This is a genomic window from Agrococcus sp. SCSIO52902 (assembly GCF_022983135.1).
Taxonomy (GTDB): Bacteria; Actinomycetota; Actinomycetes; order Actinomycetales; family Microbacteriaceae; genus Agrococcus; species Agrococcus sediminis.
The window spans coordinates 672,014-692,685 of the sequence record NZ_CP095269.1; the positions used below are offsets into that span (position 1 = coordinate 672,014).

The following is a 20,672-nucleotide window of genomic DNA, read 5'->3' on the forward strand; positions in this document are numbered from 1 at the left end:
TGGGGCCCACGCCAGCGCGGGGCCGTTGCGGCCCGCCGCGGCCGCGTCAGTCGATGAGGTCGTGCACCTGGATGATCGCGTCGCGGTCGGCGCCCACGCCGATCGCCGAGATGCGCGAGCCCGAGCGCTCCTCGAGGAAGCGCACGTACGCCTGGGCGTTCGCGGGCAGCTCCGAGAACTCGCGCGCGCCCGAGATGTCCTCGCTCCAGCCGGGCAGCGACTCGTAGATCGGCTTCGCGTGGTGGAAGTCGGACTGCGAGACGGGCATCTCGTCGACGCGCTGGCCGTCGACCTCGTAGGCGACGCACACCGGGATCGACTCGATGCCGGTGAGCACGTCGAGCTTCGTCATCACGATGTCGGTGAGGCCGTTGATGCGCGAGGCGTAGCGGGTGATGACGGTGTCGTTCCAGCCGCAGCGGCGCGGACGGCCGGTGGTGGTGCCGAACTCGAATCCGTTCTTGCGCAGCAGCTCGCCCCACTCGTCGAAGAGCTCCGTGGGGAACGGGCCGGCGCCGACGCGCGTCGTGTACGCCTTCACGATGCCGATGACGCGGTCGAGGCGGTTCGGCGCCACGCCCGAGCCCGCGGCGGCGCCCGCGGAGGTCGCGGTCGACGAGGTGACGAACGGGTACGTGCCGTGGTCGATGTCGAGCATCGTCGCCTGGCCTGCCTCGAAGACGACCGTCTGGCCGGCGTCGAGCGCCTCGGCGAGCTCGAGGCCCGTGTCGCCCACCATCGGGCGCAGGCGCTCGACGTAGGAGGTGAGGTCGTCGAAGATCTCGTCGGATGAGACGGAGCGGCGGTTGTAGACCTTGGCGAGCAGGTGGTTCTTCGTGTCGAGGGCGCCGTCGATCTTCTGGCGCAGGATCGACTCGTCGAAGAGGTCCTGCACGCGGATGCCGACGCGGTTGATCTTGTCGGCGTAGGCCGGGCCGATGCCGCGGCCGGTGGTGCCGATGGAGCGCTTGCCGAGGAAGCGCTCGGTGACCTTGTCGAGGGTGCGGTGGTAGTCGGTGATGATGTGCGCGTTCGCCGAGATGCGCAGCTTCGACACGTCGACGCCGCGGGCCGAGAGCGCCTCGAGCTCGTGGAAGAGCACCTCGAGGTCGATGACCACGCCGTTGCCGATCACGGGCGTGACGCCCTCGGTGAGGATGCCCGACGGCAGCAGGTGCAGCGCGTACTTCTCGTCGCCGACGACGACGGTGTGGCCGGCGTTGTTGCCGCCGTTGAACTTCACGACGTAGTCGGTGCGGCTGCCGAGCAGGTCGGTGGCCTTGCCCTTGCCCTCGTCGCCCCACTGGGCGCCGACAATGACGATTCCTGGCATGGGGCATCCCTTCGACGGGTTCGCGTACACCCCACCCTATCGAGCGGGACGAGCGGGGCCGGTCAGCCGCCGAGCCCGGCAGCCGAGCACGCGCGTACCCTGGGGACGTGAGCTTCGCAGCAGCGACGCCCGTGCGGCGTGAGGAGGTCGTCGGCGGCACCCCCGCCGGCGGCAGGTAGCAGCCGCGCCCGGAACGCGCTCCCGCGCCGACCGGCTCGCGGCGCCGCGGTCGACCGCCCTCCCGAGAAGGGCCGTACCGCCGTGCCCTCCCACACCCATCCGCCGGCGACCGCAGCGCTCGCCGGCCTCTCGAGAGGCGATCCCTCATGCTGCCCATCACCGCCCAGGACCTCCGCGGCGCGTTCGTGAACGCGAGCCGCAAGGAGGTCTCCAGCATCACCCTGCCGGACTGGTTCGACGACGCCGACTGGGGCTCGCTCGACTACCTCGGGTGGCGCGACCCGAAGATCGCGCGCCGTGCCTACGTCATCCTGCCGACGCTCGACGGCGACCCGGTCGGCGTGCTGCTGCGCCGCGCCGACGCCGCGCCGCGCGCCCGCGCGCAGTGCACCTGGTGCCAAGACGTGCGCCTGCCGAACGACGTCGTCTTCTACAGCGCCAAGCGCGCCGGCGCGGCGGGCCGCAGCGGCAACACCGTCGGCACGCTCGTGTGCGAGGAGTTCGAGTGCTCGCAGAACGTGCGCCGGCTGCCGCCGCTCGCCTACGAGGGCTACGACCTCGAGGCCGCGCGGCTGCGGCGCATCGACGAGCTGCGGATGCGCGCGGCCGGCTTCGCCGACACGGTCGCGCGGGAGCCCTGACGATCGAGCTCGGTGCGGTCTGCACCGCGCCGCCGGGAGCGCCGCGCTACCTGCCGGCCTCGCGCATGCGCCCGAGCTGGTGCCGCAGCGACTGCTCGAGCTGCGGCCGGCGGAAGCGGTGCCCGAGCGCCTGCAGCCGCTCGGGCACCACCCGCTGGTCGGCGAGCGCGAGCTCGCGCATGCCCTGCTCGCCGAGCACGACGCGCGGCCCGAGGGCAGGCGTCGGCAGCAGCGCCGGCCGGTGCAGGACGCGCGCGAGCGTGCGGGCGTACTCGCCCTGCTGCACGGGCTCGGGCGCGACGGCGTTGACCGGCCCCGAGAGCCGCTCGTCGACGAGCGCGCGGTGGTAGACGTCGACGAGGTCGTCGAGGTCGATCCACGACTGCCAGTGCTCGCCGCCCGCGAGCGGCCCGCCGAGCCCGGCCTCGTAGAGCGGCCGCAGCACCATGAGCACGCCGCCGCGCGGCGTCTGCACGAGCCCGGTGCGCACCTGCACGGTGCGCACGCCCGCGTCGGCGGCGGGCTGCGTCTCGGCCTCCCAGTCGACGACGACGCGCGCGAGGAAGTCGTCTCCCGCGCTGCTGCCCTCGGTCAGCGGCTCATCGCCGCGGTCGACGCCGTAGCGGCCGATCCCGGACGCGCTCACGAAGACCCGCACGCCGGCGGAGGCGGCGCGCTCGGCGAGCCTGCGCGTCGGCCCGATGCGGCTGTCGCGGATGCGCTGCCGGTGCTCGTCGCCGAAGCGGCCGAAGATCGAGGCGCCCGCGAGGTGCACGACCGCGTCGACCCCCTCGAGCAGGTCGGGCGCCGGCGCATCCGGATCCCACCGCCGCTCCCCCGCGCCCGGCTCGTGGCGCACGAGCCGCACGACCTCGTGGCCGCCGGTCGTGAGGAACGCGGTCAGCTGGGTGCCGATGAGGCCGGATGCGCCGGTGACGGCGACCGTCATGGGCGCGGCCGAGGCGGCGGCGTGGGCCGCGAGGTCGTCGGCGAGCTGGCGGTGGCGGTAGACGAACATCGGGCGGAGCGCGCGCGAGCCGACCTGGGTGTCGACGGCGTCGATCACGCGCGTGCCGGTGCCGGAGGCGGTCTCGACCGGCTCGAATCGGTGCTCGTGGCGCCAGCGGATGGGCCCGAGCGGCATCGAGGCGAGCCCGTCGGGCACGCGCTCGTCGACGAACGCGCGGCCGGGCACGAAGCCGGCGGGGTCGTGCTGCGCGACCCAGACCAACCCGCCCGGGAGCGCGAGCTCGGCGCGCCCGTCGGCGAGCGACTCCGCCTCGCGCTGCACGCGGCCGGGCATCCACGGCGGCAGCATCCGCGGGAAGGCCCCGGGGCGCTCGTGCCAGGCGAAGACCTCGCCGACGCCCGCGTCGACCGTGCTGGAGTGCTCGATGCCCATGGCCGCACGGTACGCGTCGAGCCTGTGCATCCGCGCGGCGGAGCACAGGCTCGACGAGGTGGGCGCCGGGCGCCCGTGGGGCTAGAGGCCCGAGCTGTCGGCGGGGCGCTCGATGTCGCCCTCCCAGCCCTTCTCCGCGGCGTGACGGGCCGGGGCGGCCTCGGCGAGCTCCTTGAAGCGCTTGAGGTCGTGGCCGATCTGGATGTCGTCGACCTGGAGCAGCGCGCCGGCCTGCTCGACGATGCCCTGCGGCTTCCAGTCGATCTGCACGTTGACGCGCGTGGTGTCGTCGTCGATGCGGTGGAAGGTGACGACGCCCGCGTGCGTCTCGCCGTCGAGGCTGCGCCAAGCGACGCGCTCGTCCATGTGCTGCTCGGTGATCTCGGCGTCGAACTCGCGCTCGACCCCGGCGATCGACACGACCCAGTGGAGACGGTCGTCGGTCTGCTGCGTGATGGACTCGACCCCGCTCATGAACTTCGGGAAGTCCTCGAACTGGGTCCAGAGGGCGTACACGGCGCTGATCGGCGCCTTGACGTCGATGCTGTCGGTGACCTGGGGCATGGTGATGCTCCTCTCGTTGGGTGGTGGAGGCAGGCTAGGCCGCCTTCTCGAACGCTTCCTGCACGAGCGTGCGGAAGCGCAGCAGATCGCAGCGGATGGTGCGCTCGTCGAGCGGCTTCGCATCCGCCGGCGCGCGGTCGTCGCCGCGCGGGGCCCAGACGACGCGCACCATCATGCAGGTGCGGCCGTCGTCGAGGTCGGTGAGGTCGACCCACCACCCCATCGTGGCGAGGTCGACGCTCACCCACGCGATGCGGCGGTCGGGCACCTGCTCGGTGATGAGCGCGTAGAAGCTCGGCTCGACGCCCTCGATCGAGACGCGCCAGCGCAGCCGCTCCTTCGTCTCGGCGAAGACCGACTCGACGCCGGTCATGAAGCTCGGGAAGCGCTCGAAGTCCGTCCACATGCGGAAGACCTCGTGGCGCGGGGCGTCGATCTCCAGTCGTTCGTCGACCTGCAGCATCGCTTCCTCCAACCAGCCGCCCGTGGCGCTCGGCCCGGGAACGTCCGTTGTCCCCCAAGGCCCCACCATGGCACCGGATCCTGAACGTCACCAGAGGGCGCGTCCCGGCGTGTCCGTGAGCATCGCTCGACCGGGACGGGCATGCGGAGACCGGCGGCACCGCGCGCATCCGCCCCGAACGTAGGATTGAGGCATGTCCAAGGTCCTCTCCTCCCTGCCCGTCGGCGAGCGCGTCGGCATCGCCTTCTCGGGCGGCCTCGACACGTCGTGCGCCGTCGCGTGGATGCGCCACAACGGCGCCGTGCCCTTCACGTACACCGCCGACATCGGGCAGTACGACGAGCCCGACATCGACGCGGTGCCCGGCCGTGCCGGCGAGTACGGCGCCGAGGCCGCTCGCCTCGTCGACGCGAAGGCCGCGCTCGTCGAGGAGGGCCTCGTCGCCCTCGCGACCGGCGCGTTCCACATCCGCTCGGGCGGGCGCACCTACTTCAACACCACGCCGCTCGGCCGCGCCGTGACCGGCATGCTGCTCGTGCGCGCGATGAAGGAGGACGACGTCGAGATCTGGGGCGACGGCTCCACCTACAAGGGCAACGACATCGAGCGCTTCTACCGCTACGGCCTGATGGCCAACCCGGCGCTGCGCATCTACAAGCCGTGGCTGGACGCGCGGTTCGTGCGCGAGCTCGGCGGCCGCAAGGAGATGTCGGAGTGGCTCGTCGCGCACGGCTACCCCTACCGCGACGCGACCGAGAAGGCCTACTCGACGGACGCGAACATCTGGGGCGCGACGCACGAGGCGAAGACGCTCGAGCACCTCGACACGTCCATGGAGATCGTCGAGCCCATCATGGGCGTGCGCTTCTGGGACGACGCGGTCGAGATCCCGACCGAGGACGTCGCGATCCGCTTCGAGGCCGGACGCCCCGTCGCGATCGACGGCCAGGAGTTCCCGGATGCGGTGGCGCTCGTGCAGGAGGCCAACGAGATCGGCGGTCGGCACGGCCTCGGCATGAGCGACCAGATCGAGAACCGCATCATCGAGGCGAAGAGCCGCGGCATCTACGAGGCGCCGGGCATGGCGCTGCTGCACATCGCCTACGAGCGCCTGCTGAACGCCATCCACAACGAGGACACCGTCGCGACCTACCACGAGCAGGGCCGCCGGCTCGGGCGCCTCATGTACGAGGGCCGCTGGCTCGACCCGCAGTCGCTCATGCTGCGCGAGTCGATCCAGCGCTGGGTCGGGTCGTCGGTGTCGGGCGAGGTCGTGCTGCGGCTGCGCCGCGGCGAGGACTACACGATCCTCGACACCCGCGGCGAGGGTTTCTCGTACCACCCGGACAAGCTGTCGATGGAGCGCGTCGGCGACGCGGCCTTCGGCCCGGAGGACCGCATCGGGCAGCTGACGATGCGCAACCTCGACATCGCCGACTCTCGCTCGCGGCTCGAGGGCTACGCGGCCGCCGGGCTCATCGAGGGCGAGACGAAGGCGCTGCTCGGCGCGCTCGAGGCGGGCCGCGCGGAGGAGATCATGGTCTCTCCCGACGCCGACCCCGAGGCGCTCGAGCAGTGGAACGACCGCGCCGCGATGGACCTCGGCACGGACTGATCCCGACTCGGGGCCGGCCAGGTGTCCTCCCAGGCCGCGCCCATCCGTCGTGCACTTGCATGCAAGGCACCGGACCACGAGGAGGACCCATGCGCTACGTGCTGTTCATCTGCACCGATCCCGACGGCGAGCCGTACGACCCCGACACCGACGACCCCGGCTCGTGGGTCGAGGCGCTCGAGGCCGACGGCAAGTACGTGCTCGGCGACCGGCTGCGGCCCGTCGAGGACGCGACGACCGTGCGCGTGCGCGGCGGCGAGACGGTCGTGACCGACGGCCCGTTCACCGAGAGCCGCGAGTGGATCGCCGGCTTCGACATCATCGAGGCCGACGACCTCGACGAGGCCGTCGCGGTCGCCGCGCGGCACCCGATGGCGCGCTTCGGCCGCGTCGAGGTGCGGCCCGTGTGGCCGTTCTAGGCGCCGACCACGCGGCGGCCGCGGTGCGCGCGGTCGCCGCCTCGGAGCACGGCCGCATCCTGGCGACCGTGATCGGCGCGACGGGCGACTGGGCGATCGCCGAGGACGCCGTGCAGGACGCGCTCGAGCGGGCGCTGGCGCGGTGGCCGGAGGACGGCGTGCCCCGCAATCCCGCGGCGTGGATCACCACCGTCGCGCGGCGTCGCGCCATCGACCTGCTGCGCTCGCGCGGGGCGGCCGAGCGGGCCGCCGCCCGGCTCGCGGCCGAGCCGGCGCTCGACGACGAGCCCACCGAGCGCTCGGCGTTCCCGCACGGCGACGAGCGGCTCGCGCTCGTCTTCACCGCCTGCCACCCGGCGATCGCGCCCGACGCTCGCGCGGCGCTCGCCCTGCGCACCGTGCTCGGCGTCTCGATCGAGCGCCTGGCGCGCCTGTTCGGCGTCGGCGAGGCCGCGATGCAGAAGCGGCTCGTGCGGGCGCGCGCCAAGATCGCGCACGCCGGCATCCCCTACCGCGTGCCCGGCCCCGCCGAGCTGCCCGCGAGGGCGGAGGGCGTGCGGCAGGTGCTCTACGGGCTGTACGCGATCGCGCACGCCGAGCCGACCGGCGACGACGCCGACGGCAGCGCCGCCGACGAGGCCATCCGCCTCACCCGGCTCTGCCGCTCGCTCATGGCGGAGGGCACCCACGAGCGCCTTGAGCTCGACGGCCTGCTGGCGCTCATGCTGCTGCAGCACGCGCGGCGCGCGGCGCGCACGAGCGACGACGGCACGCCCGTGCCGTTCGTCGAGCAGGACCGCGCCCTCTGGCACGCCGAGGCAGCCGCCGAGGGCCTCGCCCTCGTCGACGACGCGCTCGCGACGGCCGCGCAGGGCGGGGTGCCGGGCGGCAGGCACCTCGTGCAGGCGGCGATCGCCGCCGAGCACATGCGCCCGCTGCTCCCCGCGAGGATCGACCACGAGCGCGTCGTCGAGCTGTACCGCGTGCTCGAGCGGATCGACCCCTCGCCGCACGTGACGCTGAACCGCGCGATCGCGCAGGCCAACGCGGGCGACGCCGCCGCCGGTCTCGACGCGCTCGACGGCCTGCGCCCCGCGCTCGACGGGCACCCCCTGCTGCACGCCGCCCGCGGCGACCTGCTGGCGCGCCTCGGTCGCGACGCCGAGGCGGCGGCGTGCTTCCGCGCCGCGGCCGACCTCGCACCGGGCGAGCGGGAACGGCGCGGCTACCGCGACGCGGCGGCGGCCGCGGACGCGCGCTGCGAGACCGGTCAGGCGCAGTCGGACAGCGCGGCGAGGTAGCTCGCGAAGCCGCCGCGCACCCGGCTGCGGGTGCGGCCCGAGGTCACGACCGCGGCGCGCTCGACCGCGTCGGCGACGGCGCCCGCCCCGCGGAGGCGCGCGACGAGGTCGACATCCTCGTGCAGGCGGACGGGGGCGAACCCGCCGACGCGCGCCAGCGCATCCGCCCGCACCCCGAGGTTCGCCCCGTGCACCGACGCGCCCACCGGGAGGTGGTCGTGCGCCGCGCGCCAGGCGGCGAGCGCACCGGGCGGCAGGTGCGCGGCGTCGGGCTCGACGCGACCGACGAGCAGGTCGGCGCCGGACTCCGCGGCGTCGGCGTGGTCGAGCAGCCACGAGCGCGGCACGACGCTGTCGGCGTCGGTCGTCGCGATCCAGCTGCGGCCGTCGTCGGGATCGGCGCCGAGGCCGTGCTCGACGCCGCGCTGGCGGGCGACGCCGACGGCGGCGGCGTCGATCTCGAGGACCTCGGCGCCCGCGGCGCGCGCCACGGCGGCCGTGGCATCGGCGCACGCGTCGGCGACGACGACGAGGCGCACGTCGATCGCCGGCCGCGCCTCGGCGAGCGCGGCCGCTGCGGCGCGAACGCTCGCGACGCACGTGGCGACCGTGCCGGCCTCGTCGCGCGCGGGCACGACGACGAGCAGGCGGCGGATGCGCGGGGCGCTCACGCGGGCACCAGCACGTCGGCGAGGAAGCGCTCGTCGCGGTGCTCGACGATGCGGCGGAGGCCGGGCACGCCGGCGGCGAGCGCGTGCACCTCGTCGGCCGAGGCGAGGAGGTCGTCGCCCTCGCCGCGCCAGTGGCACAGCACGACGTGCGCGCCGCGGTCGCGCGCCTGCTCGACGAGCCCGCGGAGCACCCGCGGCTCGACGTAGGAGCCGATCTCGCTCAGCACGACGAGGTCGACGGCGGCTGCCGGGAGGCCCTGCTCGACCGCGCGGTGCTCGACCCAGGCGTTCGCCGCGCCCGCGATCGTGCGGCGCGCCTCGGCGAGCGCGGGGATCGAGGCGTCGACGCCGAGCGCGCCGTCGCAGCGGCCGGCGAGCTCGGCGGTGAGCGTGGCGGTGCCGCAGCCGACCTCGAGCGCCAGGCGGTAGCGCTCCTCGGGCAGCGCGGCGAGCACGACCTGCCGCTTGCGCCGCTCGTACCAGGAGTCGCGGGTCGACCAGGGGTCGCCCTCGCCCGCGTAGCGGTCATCGAAGGCCGTCGCGGCGGCGGGCGGCGCGAGCAGCAGCCACTCGTCGCCCGCGAACCGCTCCAGCATCGTCGGCGTGAGCACGGCGCGGTCTGCCGGATGCGGCGAGAGCGGCGTCACCTGCGAGCGGTGCGCGGCGATCGCCGTCGCCTTCGCGGCGCGCGCGGCGTCGTCGAGCGGCACCCGCCGCAGCGCCGCGCCGTCGAAGAGCCCCGGCTCGCCCCACAGCCACGACCAGATGGGCGCCCACGCGCACGCGCGGCCGAGCTCCCGCGCGACCGCGGCCGACGCATCCCCCACCGCCTCGTGGTCGGGATGCCCGTCGTGCGCCCAGGGCGCGACGACCAGGCCGTCCTCGGGCAGCGCCGCGACGAGCGGCGCGATCGCCGCGACGAGCTCGCGCCGCCGCTCCTGCAGCGCGCCGTCGGGCAGCCCGAGCCGCACGATGCGGGCGCCGAGCCCGGCGAGCGACGCCTCGTGCTCGGCGCGCCGCAGCCGCGCGAGCGCGGTCGGGTCGACGGTCGGCGAGCCCGGGTGCGAGCCCTCGCCGTCGGTCGCGACCACGACGGTGACGGCGGCGCCGCGGCGCGCGGCGGCGAGCATCGAGCCGTAGGCGCCGAGCACCTCGTCGTCGGGGTGCGCGGCGACGACGAGCAGCGCGCTCGGCTCGGCCTCGAGCACCGCCGCATCGCGGAGCGCCGCGCTCGCGAGCCAGTCGGCGTGGGCGGTGCCGGCGTCGGCGCCGTCGAAGCGCGGCGGACCGCCGGCGGGCCCGGTCGCGCTCACCACGCGCGGCCCGCGCGGTCGGCGACGAGCGCGGCGCCGAGCGACGCCTGGTCGCGCTCGGCGTGGTGCTGCCGGACGTAGAGCTGCAGGTCGGCCACCCGGCGGGCGTGCTCGGCGTCGAGCGCGAGCGGGCCGGGGCCGAGCGCTCTGCCGACGCGCGCGAGCACCTCCTCGACCGCGCGCGCGACGATGCCGCGGGTGCGGAGCGCGAGCATGCCCGGGTCGTCGACGTCGCCCGCGTCGATCCGTCGGGCCGCGTCGGCGAGCGCCAGGCGGGAGGCGGTGAGCGCCTCGTCGACCGCGCCCAGGTGCGCGAGCCGCAGCGGCGCATCCCCCGCGCCGTCGAGCAGCCGCCGCGCCACGGCCACCGCACCGCCGTGCCAGCACGCGGCGACGCCGATCCCGCCCCACGCGAAGCCGGGGCGGCGCAGGTACCAGCCGGGCTCGCCCACCGGCGTCGCCGCGGCGCCGTCGAAGCGCACGGGGCCGGAGGGGATGCCGGTGAGGCCGCGCGCGTGCCAGGCGCCGGCGACGGGCTCGACGCCGTGCTGCCGCAGGTCGACATCGACGAGCACGCGCTCGTCGCCCTGCCACGCCGACACGAGCGCGCGGTCGAGCCGGTCGGCGAGCGAGCACCAGGGCTTCTCGCCCGTCAGCCGGCCGCCCTCGAGCTCGAGGCGCATGCCGGGGCCCTCGGCGGCGAAGACGCCGTAGGCGCCGGGGTGCGGCTCGACGCCCGCCTCCGCGAGGATCGCGACCGCGTCGAGGTGCGGCTCGACCGCCCGCGCGACCTCGAGGTCGTGGGCGCCGAGCGTCGCGAGCGCCTCGAGCCGCTCGGCGGTCCCGCCGGCCGCGGGCAGCGGCACGGCGGCGGCGAGCGCCGGCGCGGCCCGGAGCGCGGCCGCCACGTCGCTCGGGAGCGCACCCGACGCATCCGCCGCGAGCGCCGCGCCGGTGCCGCGATCGATCGTCACCGCCGCCGCTGGCGAGGGGTCGGCGCCGGCCGCCTCGACGGGGGCGGAGCGCGGGATCGGGGCCGGGTCGGCATGCGCGTGCATCCCCCCATCCTCCCCCGGTCGTCCCCCAAGGCGGCTGTGCTGTACTGAGCCGGTGGGCGACGCGCTCGAGCTGTTCTCCCCCGCGACCAGGGCGTGGTTCACGGGGGCCTTCGCCGCTCCCACCCCCGCGCAGCAGGAGGCGTGGACCTCGATCGCGCGCGGCGACCACACGCTCGTCGTCGCCCCGACCGGCTCCGGCAAGACCCTGGCCGCCTTCCTCTGGTCGATCGACCGGCTGCACCGCGAGGACGCCGAGCCGCACGCCGAGCGGGAGCCCGGCGTGCGCGTGCTCTACGTGTCGCCGCTCAAGGCGCTCGCCGTCGACGTCGACCGCAACCTGCGCGCGCCGCTCGCGGGCATCGCCGCGCAGGGCCGCGCCGACGGCGCCGAGCCGCCGCCCATCCGCATCGGCCTGCGCACCGGCGACACCCCGCAGGAGGAGCGCCGAGCTCAGGCGAAGCACCCGCCCGACATCCTCATCACGACTCCCGAGTCGCTGTTCCTGCTGCTCACGAGCCGCGCCCGCGAGACGCTCCGCACCGTCGAGACGGTGATCGTCGACGAGATCCACGCGGTCGTGCCGACGAAGCGCGGCTCGCACCTCGCGCTCAGCCTCGAGCGGCTCGATGCGCAGCTCTCGCGGCCGGCGCAGCGCATCGGCCTGTCGGCGACCGTGCGGCCCATCGAGGAGGTCGCCGCGTTCCTCGGCGGGCCGGCCCCGGTGACCGTCGTCGCGCCGCCGAGCGACAAGCGCATCGAGCTCACGATCACCGTGCCCGTCGACGACATGACCGACCTGCGCGCGCCGCAGCAGCGCGAGCGGGCCGGCTCGCCGCCGACCGGCAGCGCCTTCGGGGCCGTCGACCAGCCCGAGCAGCAGTCGATCTGGCCGCACATCGAGCGCGAGGTGCTCGAGCTCATCGACCGGCACCGCTCGACGATCGTCTTCGTCAACGCGCGCCGCGCGGCCGAGCGCCTCACCGCCAAGCTCAACGAGCTCGACGCCGAGCGCCTCGACGCGCTCGAGGCGGAGGCGGCGGATGCCCCGGAGGGCGCCGGGGACGGCGTCGTCCTGCGCGACGTGGCCGAGCACATCCGCCTCCGCCTCGCCGAGCGCGCCGCGGCGCGCGAGCACGGCGAGAGCGCCGAGGCGGAGGCGCCGCCGCTCGCCCGCGCCCACCACGGCTCGGTGTCGAAGGAGCAGCGGGCCGAGATCGAGGACCAGCTGAAGTCAGGGCGGCTGCGCTGCGTCGTCGCCACCTCGAGCCTCGAGCTCGGCATCGACATGGGCGAGGTCGACCTGGTCGTGCAGGTCGAGTCGCCGCCGAGCACCGCGAGCGGCCTCCAGCGCGTCGGGCGCGCCGGCCACTCGGTGGGCGACGCCTCCCGCGGCGTGATCATCCCGAAGCACCGCGCCGACCTGCTGCACGCGACGGTCGTCGCCGACCGGATGGCGCGCGGCGAGCTCGAGCCGATCCGCATGCCGCGGCACCCGCTCGACGTGCTCGCGCAGCAGACGGTCGCGGCGGCCGCCATGGACGAGCTCGACGTCGACGCGTGGTTCCAGACCGTGCGCCGGGCGGCGCCCTTCGCGCAGCTGCCGCGCGGCGCGTTCGACGCGACCCTCGACCTCGTCTCAGGCGTCTACCCGAGCGACGAGTTCGCCGAGCTGCGGCCGCGCGTCGTGTGGGATCGCGAGGCCGGCACCCTCACGGGCCGCCCGAGCGCGCAGCGGGTCGCCGTCTCCTCCGGCGGCACGATCCCCGACCGCGGCCTGTTCGGCGTGTTCCTCGCGGGCCAGGAGGGCAAGCCCGGCGCGCGCGTGGGCGAGCTCGACGAGGAGATGGTCTACGAGTCGCGCACCGGCGACGTCTTCGCGCTCGGCGCGACGAGCTGGCGGGTGGTCGACATCACGCATGACCGCGTGCTCGTCGTGCCCGCGTTCGGCGAGGTCGGCAAGCTGCCCTTCTGGCACGGCGACGCCGAGGGCAGGCCCGCCGACCTCGGCGCATCCATCGGCCGGGCCACGGCGGCGCTCGCCGCCGGGACGGGCATCGACCTGCCGCACTCCGACGAGCGCGCGATCCGCAACCTCGACGCCTACGTGCGCGACCAGCTGACGGCGACCGGCGCGGTGCCGACGGATGCGCAGCTCGTCGTCGAGCGCTCCCGCGACGAGCTCGGCGACTGGCGGCTCATCGTGCACTCCCCGTGGGGCCGCCGCGTGCACGCGCCGTGGGCGCTCGCCATCGACCGGCGGCTGCGCGAGGACCGCGACCTCGGCGCCGCCGCGATGGCCTCCGACGACGGCATCGTGATCCGCATCCCCGACTCCGACGCCGAGCCGCCCGGCGCCGACCTCATCCGCTTCGAGCCCGACGAGCTCGAGCGCATCGTCGAGACGGAGGCGGGCGGCACGGCGCTGTTCGCGAGCCGCTTCCGAGAGTGCGCGGCGCGGGCGCTGCTGCTGCCGAAGCGCGACCCCGCCCGGCGCGCGCCGCTGTGGCAGCAGCGGCAGAGGGCCGCGCAGCTGCTCGACGTCGCGAAGCGCTACCCCGACTTCCCCATCGTGCTCGAGGCGCTGCGCGAGGTGCTGCAGGACGCCTACGACCTGCCGGCGCTGCGGTCGATCGCCGAGCGGCTGCAGCACGGCGACATCCGCGTCGTCGAGGTCGAGACGCCGAGCCCCTCGCCCTTCGCCCACCACCTGCTCTTCGGCTACGTCGGCGCCTTCCTCTACGAGGGCGACGCGCCGCTCGCCGAGCGCCGGGCCGCCGCGCTCACGCTCGACCCGGCGCTGCTCGCCGAGGTGCTCGGGCAGTCGGCGCTGCGCGAGCTGCTCGACCCCGCGATCGTCGAGCGCACCGAGCTCGAGCTCCAGCGCCTCGCGCCCGACCGGCGCGCGAAGGGCGCCGAGGGCGCGGCCGACCTGCTGCGGCTGCTCGGCCCGCTCACCGCCGCCGAGCTCGCCGAGCGCCTCGAGGGCGACGACGGGCCGCTCGCCGAGGCCGCCGCGGCGGCGCTCGCCGACGGGCTCGTCGCCGCCCGCCGCGTCGTGCGCGTGCGCATCGGCGACCGCGAGCCGTACGCCGCGATCGAGGATGTCGCCAGGCTCCGGGACGCGCTCGGCGTGCCGCCACCCCAGGGCGTGCCCTCGGCGCTGCTCGACACCGTCGCCGACCCCATCGGCGACGTCGTCGCCCGGCACGCGCGCACGCACGGGCCGTTCACGGTGGAGGAGGCATCCGCCCGCCTCACGCTCGCGCCCGCCGTCGTGCGGTCGGCCCTGCGGGCGCTCGAGGCGCAGGGGCGCGTCGTGCCCGGCGCCTACCGCGCGCACGGCACCGGCGAGGAGTGGATCGACGCGCAGGTGCTCTCGCGCCTCAAGCGCCGCAGCCTGCAGGCGCTGCGCAGCGACGTCGAGCCCGTCGACCACGCCGTCTTCGCCGACCACCTGCTCGCCCACCAGCGCGTCACGCGCCCGCTCACCGGCACCGACGGGGTGCTCGAGGCGATCGACCGGCTCGACGGGGTGCCGCTGCCGCTCAGCGCGCTCGAGACGCTCATCCTGCCCTCGCGCGTGAAGGACTACCGGCCGTCGATGCTCGACGAGCTCACGGCCGCCGGCCTCGTGACCTGGGCGGGCGCCGGGGCGCTCACCGGCCGCGACGGCCGCGTCGTGCTGCGCCCCGCCGACACCGTCGAGCAGCGGCTCGACACCGCGCACGACGACCCCGACGCATCCGCCCTGCTCGAGGCGCTCGGCGGCGGCGGCGCGCTCTTCGCCAAGCAGCTGAGCGACATCCTCGCCTTCGACCTCGCGAAGCTCGGCGAGGTGCTGTGGCCGCTCGTCTGGGCCGGGCGCATCACGAACGACACCATCGCGCCGCTGCGCGCGCACCTGCTCGGCGCCCGCGCGCGCACCGCGCCCGCGCCCAGCCGCCGTGCCGCGCCGGTGAGTCGCCGGCGGCTCGCGATCGCGCGGCCCATGCGCACCGAGGCGCTGCCGACGCTCGCGGGCCGCTGGCTGCTCGCCTCGGCGCCCGCCGGGTCGGCGACCGAGCGCGCCGCGCAGACGGCGGATGCGCTGCTCGCGCGCTACGGGGTCGTCACGCGCGGGAGCGTGGTCGCCGAGGACGTGCCGGGCGGGTTCCACGGCGTCTACCAGGTGCTCAAGGCGTTCGAGGAGGCCGGGCACACCCGCCGCGGCTACTTCGTCGACGGGCTCGGCGCCGCGCAGTTCGCCGACTCGCCGGTCGTCGACGCGCTGCGGGCGCGGCAGTCGAGCGGCCCGTCGGATGCGGTGTCGACCGTGCCGGCCGTCGACCCCGCCAACCCGTTCGGGGCGTCGCTCCCCTGGCCCGAGCCGCGCGGCGACCAGCGGCCCGCGCGGCGGGTCGGGGCGCTCACCACCATCGTCGGCGGCCGCGCCGTGCTGCACCTCGAGCGCGGCGGCCGTTCGCTCGTGACCTTCACCGACGACGAGGCGACGCTCGTGCGCGCGCTCGAGAGCCTCGTCGACGCGGGTCTGCGCGTGAGCCGCAAGCGGCGCGTGATCGAGGAGGTCGACGGCCGCTCGTCGCTCGACCACGATGTGGCCGCGCTGCTCGAGCGCGCGGGGCTGCGGCGCACGCCGCGCGGCTTCAGGATCGGGCCGTGAGCGCCGCTGCCGCTGCGGCCGGCGGGGGCCGCTGATGCCCGAGGGCGACACGATCCACCGCGCCGCCGTGCGGCTGGGCGCCGTGATGGCCGGCCGCGAGCTCACCCGCAGCGACTTCCGCGTGCCGGCGCTCGCGACCGCCGACCTCGCCGGCGAGCGCATCGAGGAGGTGCGCAGCGTCGGCAAGCACCTGCTCATGCGCGGCGAGCGGTGGACGATCCACTCGCACGCCGGCATGGACGGCCTCTGGCACGTGCTCGAGCCCGGCCGCCGCGCGCCCGTCGCGGCCCACACCATCCGCGTCGTGCTCGCGACCGCGGAGCACGAGATCGTCGGGTCGAGCCTGCCGGTGCTCGAGCTGCTGCCGCGGGAGCGGGACTGGGATGCGGTCGCGCACCTCGGGCCCGACCTGCTCGACCCCGCGTGGGACGACGCGATGGCGGCCGAGGCCGCGCGCCGGCTGCGGGCCACGGGCGCGCCCGTCGGAGTGGCGCTGCTCGACCAGCGCGCGGTCGCCGGGCTCGGCAATGTCTACCGGGGCGAGCTGTGCTTCCTGCGCGGGCTGCACCCGACGACGCCCATCGCCGACGTCGCGGTCGAGCCGCTCGTCGCGCTCGCGCGGCGGCTCATGGTCGCGAACCGCGACCGGGTCGAGCGCACCTTCACGGGCGACACGCGGAACGGCCGGCGCACGTGGGTGTACGGCCGCGGCGGGCGGCCGTGCCTGCGGTGCGGCACGCGCATCCGCGACGCGATGCTCGGCATGGAGGACGGCATGCTGCGGCAGGTGCAGTGGTGCCCGAGGTGCCAGCCGGAGGCGTAGCCGCGCCTCTCCGGCCTCTCCGTCGGCCCCTCCGCCGGTCGAGCCGTGCTGTCGCCGCACCCCCCGCCGGTCGAGCCGTGCTGTCGCCGCAGGCGACGGCACGAGTCGAGACCACACCGCCGCCGTCCCCTCCGCCGGTCGAGCCGTGCTGTCGCCGCACCCTCCGCCGGTCGAGCCGTGCTGTCGCCGCAGGCGACCGCACGAGTCGAGACCACACCGCCGCCGACCCCCTCCGCCGGTCGAGCCGTGCTGTCGCCGGAGGCGACCGCACGAGTCGAGACCACACCGCCGCCGGACGCGGTGGTCTCGACTCGCTCAGCGCCCTGCGGGCGCCGAGCGGCTCGACCAGCGGGGTCGGCGCCGAGCGGCTCGACCAGCGGGGTGGGCGCCGAGCGGCTCGACCAGCGGAGCGGCAGCGGCCCTACTCGGCCACCGGCGCGTGCACCCGCACCCACTCGTGCATCACGATCGCCGCCGCCGCGGCCGCGTTGATCGAGCGCGTCGAGCCGAACTGCCGGATCGCGACGTGCGCATCCGCCGCCGCGATCGCCGCCTCCGTCAGCCCCGGCCCCTCCTGCCCGAAGAGCAGCGCGCAGCGCTCCGGCAGCGGCGCCGCATCCACGGGCACGCTGCCGGGCGTGTTGTCGACGGCCACGACGACCAGGCCCTCCCCGTGCGCCCACGCCGCGAACGCATCCGCGCTCTCGTGGTGCTCGACGCGCTGGTAGCGGTCGGTCACCATCGCGCCGCGCCGGTTCCAGCGGCGCTTGCCGATGATGTGCACGGCGGATGCGGTGAAGGCGTTGGCGGTGCGCACGATCGACCCGATGTTGAGGTCGTGCTGCCAGTTCTCGATCGCCACGTGGAAGGGGTGCCGCCGGGTGTCGAGGTCGGCGACGATCGCCTCGAGCCGCCAGTACCGGTAGGCGTCGACGACGTTGCGGCGGTCGCCCTGCTCGAGCAGCTCGGGGTCGTAGCGGTCGTCGGCCGGCCAGGGGCCGGCCCAGGGCCCGACGCCGACCTCGAGCTGGGGCTCGTCGAGGGGGTCCACGCTCCCAGGCTAGGCGTCAGACGATGATGTGGTCGTCGCGGTGGGCGCGGCGCGGCGATGCGATGCGAACCGCCCTCCGGCCCTGACCGAACGAATTCGGATGTTCACGCCGTCGACACACGCCGCCGCGTAGCCTGATGCCATGCGCACCCGTGCCGACATCGAATGCTGGCTCACCGACATGGACGGCGTGCTCGTCCACGAGGAGCGGCCCCTCCCCGGCGCCAAGGAGCTCCTCCAGCAGTGGCAGGACCGCGGCGTCGAGTTCCTGGTGCTCACCAACAACTCGATCTTCACGCCCCGCGACCTCGCGGCGCGCCTCAAGGCATCCGGCCTCCACGTGCCCGAGGAGCGCCTCTGGACGAGCGCGCTCGCCACGGCCGACTTCCTGCACGACCAGATGCCGGGCGGCTCGGCCTTCGTGATCGGCGAGGCGGGCCTCATCACCGCGCTGCACGAGATCGGCTTCACGATGCGCGAGACCGACCCCGACTTCGTGGTGATCGGCGAGACGCGCTCCTACTCGTTCGAGGCGATCACGAAGGCGATCCGGCTCATCGCGGGCGGCGCGCGCTTCATCTCGACCAACCCCGATGCGACCGGCCCGAGCGCCAACGGCATCCTGCCCGCGACCGGCGCGATCAACGCGCTCATCACCAAGGCGACCGGCCGCGTGCCCTACATCGTCGGCAAGCCCAACCCGATGATGTTCCGCTCGGCGCTCAACAAGATCGGCGCCCACTCGGAGGTCACCGGCATGATCGGCGACCGCATGGACACCGACATCATCGCGGGCATGGAGGCGGGCCTGCACACGGTGCTCGTGATGACCGGCATCTCCGACCCGTCGCTCGTCGAGACCTACCCGTTCCGCCCCGACGAGATGCTCGAGGGCGTCTTCGAGCTCGTCGAGCCCGACGTGCCCGAGTCGGAGCTCGACGAGCCGCGCGCCGACGTCTGAAGCGCGATCCCCGTTCGCCGACCGGCCCTGTTCGCCGACCGGCCCGGTTCGCCGACCGGCTCTGTGCGCGGCCGGCCGGATAGTCCGGTCGGCGCCGCACAGAGCCGGTTGACGGACGACGAGTGGGCGGATGCGCGGGGGCGCGCGGGTGCTCAGGCCTCCGAGAGCAGGCGGATGACGAGCGCCCCGAAGGCACCGGCCGCCACGGCGACCGCGAGCGCCGCGGGCGCGACCAGCTGGTCGACGGGGCGGTGCGGCACCTCCCGCGCGTCGAGGCCGTCGAGGCGGATCCAGCCGAACAGCGCCGCGCGGCCGCGCCGCACGACCATGCCGCCGAGCGCGAGCGCGAGCAGCGCGGCGACGCCCGCGACGAGCAGCCACGCCCACGCGATCGTCGCACCCGGAGCCGCCTGGAACGGCGCGAGCGCGAGCGCGCCGAGCATCACCGGCAGCACCCACCACATGGTGGGCGGGCCGAAGCCGCGCGCGACGACGATGCCGAGCAGCGCGCCGACGGCGAGCACGACGACGCCCATGAGCAGCCCGCCCCAGCCGGCCACCTGGCATACGGTCTCGGAGTGCACGCCGCACGCGCCGTCGTCGAACGAGATGAGCAGCCCGCCGGCCTTGGCGGCCGCGGCCGCGCCGAAGCCGACCGCCGCCCACGACGTCACGAGCCCGAGCCATCCGGTGCCGGGCTCGCCCGCGACGATCCGCGGGGGCGGCTTGAGGAGGCGCTCGGCGAAGCTCACGCCTCCACGCTACGCCGCCTGCCGCGGCGCGGCCTCGCCCGAGGCGGCCCCCGCGTTCCGGTACCGATCCGCGGGTGCCGGGCTCGCGCATCCGCAGATCGGTACCGGAGACGGTCGGCCAGCGCCTAGGGTCGGGGGCGTGATCCCCAGCGACTGGATGCCGCACCGCCGCGCCGACGGCGAGGTGGTCGGCTACGTGCGCGAGGCCGGCGACGGCTTCCAGCCGATCGACCTGCTCGGCAGGCCGCTCGCCGAGCCGGGCGACTGGCTCGCCGCTGAGGAGCTGCTCGACGCGCACAGCCTCGCGTGGCTGACGGATGCCTTCCTGCTGTCGGTCGACGGAGCCGACGTGCGGGTGCGGGTCACCGAGCTCACCCCCGAGCTCGTGCGCGTGAAGCTCGACGACTTCGGCGCAGTCGGGCCGGGCGAGCCGCAGCGCTGGGAGCTGCCGGTGCCGACCGACGCGCTGCGCACCGCGCCGCCGCTCGCCGAGTGGCCGGGTGCCTAGGCGGGCTTCAGCAGCCAGGCGATGAGCAGCATCACCGGCAGCGACAGCAGCGTCGTCATGAGCACGATGTCGCGGGTGATGACGGTGCCGCGGTCGTAGCGCAGCGCGTACTGGTACATGTTCTGCGCGGTCGGCAGCGCCGCCATCACGGTGCACGCGTAGACGAGCTGCTCGTCGAGGCCGAACGCGAAGCGCGCGAGCAGGTAGGCGATCACCGGCATCGCGGCCGACTTCAGCGCGACGGCGAGCCACACCTCGCGGCGGCCCGTGCCCGGCTGCAGCGGCCGGTCGCCGCCGAGCGAGATGCCGAAGGCGAGCAGCATGAGCGGCACCGCGGCGCCGCCGAGGATCTCGAGCGGGGCGAGCACCGGCTCCGGCAGCTCGATGCCGAGCGCCGAGACGGCGGCGCCGAGCGCGGCGGCGATGAGCATCGGGTTGCGCAGCGGCTGCGTGACGATCGACATGAACGACGCGCGCCCGGCGGTGAGGATGTCGAGCGTCGCGAGCAGCAGCGGCGCGAGCACGAGCAGCTGCAGCAGCAGCATCGGCCCGACGAACCCGGCGTCGCCGATGACGTAGATCGCCACAGGCAGGCCGATGTTGTTGACGTTGGAGTACCCGGATGCGGTGGCGGCGAGTGCGATGCGGCTCGGGTCCTTCGTGAGCCACAGGCGCGCGACGAGCGTGTAGACGAGGGCGACGGCGACGAAGGCGAGCAGCGCCACGGCGAGCACGCTCGAGAAGAGCAGGCCGACGTCGGCCTCGCTCAGCACCATGAACAGCAGCGCGGGGCTCGCGGCGAAGAAGGAGGTGCGGTTGAGCACCAGCCGGCCCTCCTGGTCGACGACCTTCAGGCGCGCGAGCAGCCAGCCGACGAAGATGACGAAGCCGATGGTGGCGAAGCCGATGAGCACTCCGCCCACGTGACCTCCCGCATCCGCCTGTCAGACATCAAGT

The 20,672-nt window shown here is 75.4% G+C and carries 18 protein-coding genes; 8 read left to right on the forward strand and 10 right to left on the reverse strand.

Annotated elements, in window-relative coordinates; genetic code table 11:
• Window positions 1–46 precede the first annotated feature (46 nt).
• Entirely contained in the window at window positions 47–1,333 is a 1,287-nt protein-coding gene (locus tag MU522_RS03355) for an adenylosuccinate synthase (RefSeq protein WP_246992467.1), read from the reverse strand.
• A 326-nt stretch (window positions 1,334–1,659) separates the two neighbouring features.
• On the opposite strand from MU522_RS03355, the gene MU522_RS03360 reads away from it, so the two are divergent.
• Window positions 1,660–2,154, forward strand: a complete 495-nt coding sequence (locus MU522_RS03360; protein WP_246992469.1) for an FBP domain-containing protein — start codon at window positions 1,660–1,662, stop codon at window positions 2,152–2,154.
• 46 nt (window positions 2,155–2,200) lie between these two features.
• Here the strand turns inward: MU522_RS03360 and MU522_RS03365 are convergent, their stop codons facing one another.
• From MU522_RS03365 to MU522_RS03375, 3 genes are all read right to left on the reverse strand, one after another.
• Window positions 2,201–3,556: a TIGR01777 family oxidoreductase gene (locus tag MU522_RS03365; protein ID WP_246992471.1), complete on the reverse strand. Its 1,356-nt coding sequence runs from the start codon at window positions 3,554–3,556 to the stop codon at window positions 2,201–2,203.
• An 81-nt stretch (window positions 3,557–3,637) separates the two neighbouring features.
• Window positions 3,638–4,120, reverse strand: a complete 483-nt coding sequence (locus tag MU522_RS03370; protein WP_128190126.1) for an SRPBCC family protein — start codon at window positions 4,118–4,120, stop codon at window positions 3,638–3,640.
• Between the two features lie 34 nt (window positions 4,121–4,154).
• Complete coding sequence (locus tag MU522_RS03375; protein ID WP_246992473.1) at window positions 4,155–4,583, reverse strand: SRPBCC family protein; 429 nt, start codon at window positions 4,581–4,583, stop codon at window positions 4,155–4,157.
• Window positions 4,584–4,776: 193 nt separating this feature from the next.
• Here MU522_RS03375 and argG point away from each other — a divergent pair, with 193 nt between their 5' ends.
• The 3 genes from argG (at window position 4,777) to MU522_RS03390 (ending at window position 7,918) form a co-directional block, all read left to right on the forward strand.
• Window positions 4,777–6,198 carry an argininosuccinate synthase gene (argG, locus tag MU522_RS03380; RefSeq protein ID WP_246992476.1) on the forward strand — a complete coding sequence of 474 codons (1,422 nt, stop codon included), beginning with the start codon at window positions 4,777–4,779 and terminating at the stop codon, window positions 6,196–6,198.
• An 89-nt stretch (window positions 6,199–6,287) separates the two neighbouring features.
• The gene (locus MU522_RS03385) at window positions 6,288–6,617 is read left to right on the forward strand and encodes a YciI family protein (protein ID WP_128190129.1); all 330 of its coding nucleotides are present in this window, start codon (window positions 6,288–6,290) and stop codon (window positions 6,615–6,617) included.
• Window positions 6,605–7,918, forward strand: a complete 1,314-nt coding sequence (locus MU522_RS03390) for a DUF6596 domain-containing protein (protein WP_146355016.1) — start codon at window positions 6,605–6,607, stop codon at window positions 7,916–7,918. Before MU522_RS03385 ends, MU522_RS03390 begins: the two co-directional genes overlap by 13 nt.
• Here the strand turns inward: MU522_RS03390 and MU522_RS03395 are convergent.
• From MU522_RS03395 to MU522_RS03405, 3 genes are read right to left on the reverse strand one after another with little or no spacing between them, the layout of a single operon-like run.
• A complete protein-coding gene (locus tag MU522_RS03395; RefSeq protein ID WP_246992478.1) occupies window positions 7,888–8,589 on the reverse strand; it encodes a glycosyltransferase in 702 nt (233 codons plus the stop codon). The two genes, MU522_RS03390 and MU522_RS03395, sit on opposite strands and share 31 nt — an antisense overlap.
• Window positions 8,586–9,902, reverse strand: a complete 1,317-nt coding sequence (locus tag MU522_RS03400; RefSeq protein WP_246992480.1) for a bifunctional PIG-L family deacetylase/class I SAM-dependent methyltransferase — start codon at window positions 9,900–9,902, stop codon at window positions 8,586–8,588. Before MU522_RS03400 ends, MU522_RS03395 begins: the two co-directional genes overlap by 4 nt.
• A complete protein-coding gene (locus MU522_RS03405) occupies window positions 9,899–10,960 on the reverse strand; it encodes an acyl-CoA dehydrogenase (RefSeq protein WP_246992482.1) in 1,062 nt (353 codons plus the stop codon). The genes MU522_RS03400 and MU522_RS03405 overlap by 4 nt, the downstream gene beginning before the upstream one ends.
• A 52-nt stretch (window positions 10,961–11,012) precedes the next feature.
• On the opposite strand from MU522_RS03405, the gene MU522_RS03410 reads away from it, so the two are divergent.
• Together MU522_RS03410 and MU522_RS03415 are read left to right on the forward strand one after the other, a co-directional pair.
• Window positions 11,013–15,620 carry an ATP-dependent helicase gene (locus tag MU522_RS03410; RefSeq protein ID WP_246992484.1) on the forward strand — a complete coding sequence of 1,536 codons (4,608 nt, stop codon included), beginning with the start codon at window positions 11,013–11,015 and terminating at the stop codon, window positions 15,618–15,620.
• Between the two features lie 34 nt (window positions 15,621–15,654).
• Window positions 15,655–16,443 (forward strand): DNA-formamidopyrimidine glycosylase family protein, encoded by a 789-nt coding sequence (locus tag MU522_RS03415; RefSeq protein WP_246992486.1) that lies wholly within the window; start codon window positions 15,655–15,657, stop codon window positions 16,441–16,443.
• 421 nt (window positions 16,444–16,864) lie between these two features.
• On the opposite strand, the gene MU522_RS03420 is transcribed toward MU522_RS03415, so the two are convergent.
• Window positions 16,865–17,494 (reverse strand): TrmH family RNA methyltransferase, encoded by a 630-nt coding sequence (locus MU522_RS03420; protein WP_246992488.1) that lies wholly within the window; start codon window positions 17,492–17,494, stop codon window positions 16,865–16,867.
• A 142-nt stretch (window positions 17,495–17,636) separates the two neighbouring features.
• Between MU522_RS03420 and MU522_RS03425 the strand changes: the two genes are divergently transcribed.
• On the forward strand, window positions 17,637–18,455 hold the full coding sequence (locus tag MU522_RS03425) for an HAD-IIA family hydrolase (protein ID WP_128189493.1): 819 nt from the start codon (window positions 17,637–17,639) through the stop codon (window positions 18,453–18,455).
• Between the two features lie 152 nt (window positions 18,456–18,607).
• Here the strand turns inward: MU522_RS03425 and MU522_RS03430 are convergent, their stop codons facing one another.
• A complete protein-coding gene (locus tag MU522_RS03430; RefSeq protein WP_128189494.1) occupies window positions 18,608–19,207 on the reverse strand; it encodes a hypothetical protein in 600 nt (199 codons plus the stop codon).
• A gap of 139 nt (window positions 19,208–19,346) precedes the next feature.
• Between MU522_RS03430 and MU522_RS03435 the strand changes: the two genes are divergently transcribed.
• The gene (locus MU522_RS03435; RefSeq protein ID WP_246992490.1) at window positions 19,347–19,715 is read left to right on the forward strand and encodes a hypothetical protein; all 369 of its coding nucleotides are present in this window, start codon (window positions 19,347–19,349) and stop codon (window positions 19,713–19,715) included.
• On the opposite strand, the gene MU522_RS03440 is transcribed toward MU522_RS03435, so the two are convergent.
• Window positions 19,712–20,638, reverse strand: coding sequence for an AEC family transporter (locus tag MU522_RS03440; RefSeq protein WP_246992491.1), 927 nt, complete (start codon window positions 20,636–20,638; stop codon window positions 19,712–19,714). The genes MU522_RS03435 and MU522_RS03440 overlap by 4 nt on opposite strands.
• Between the last annotated feature and the right edge of the window lie 34 nt (window positions 20,639–20,672).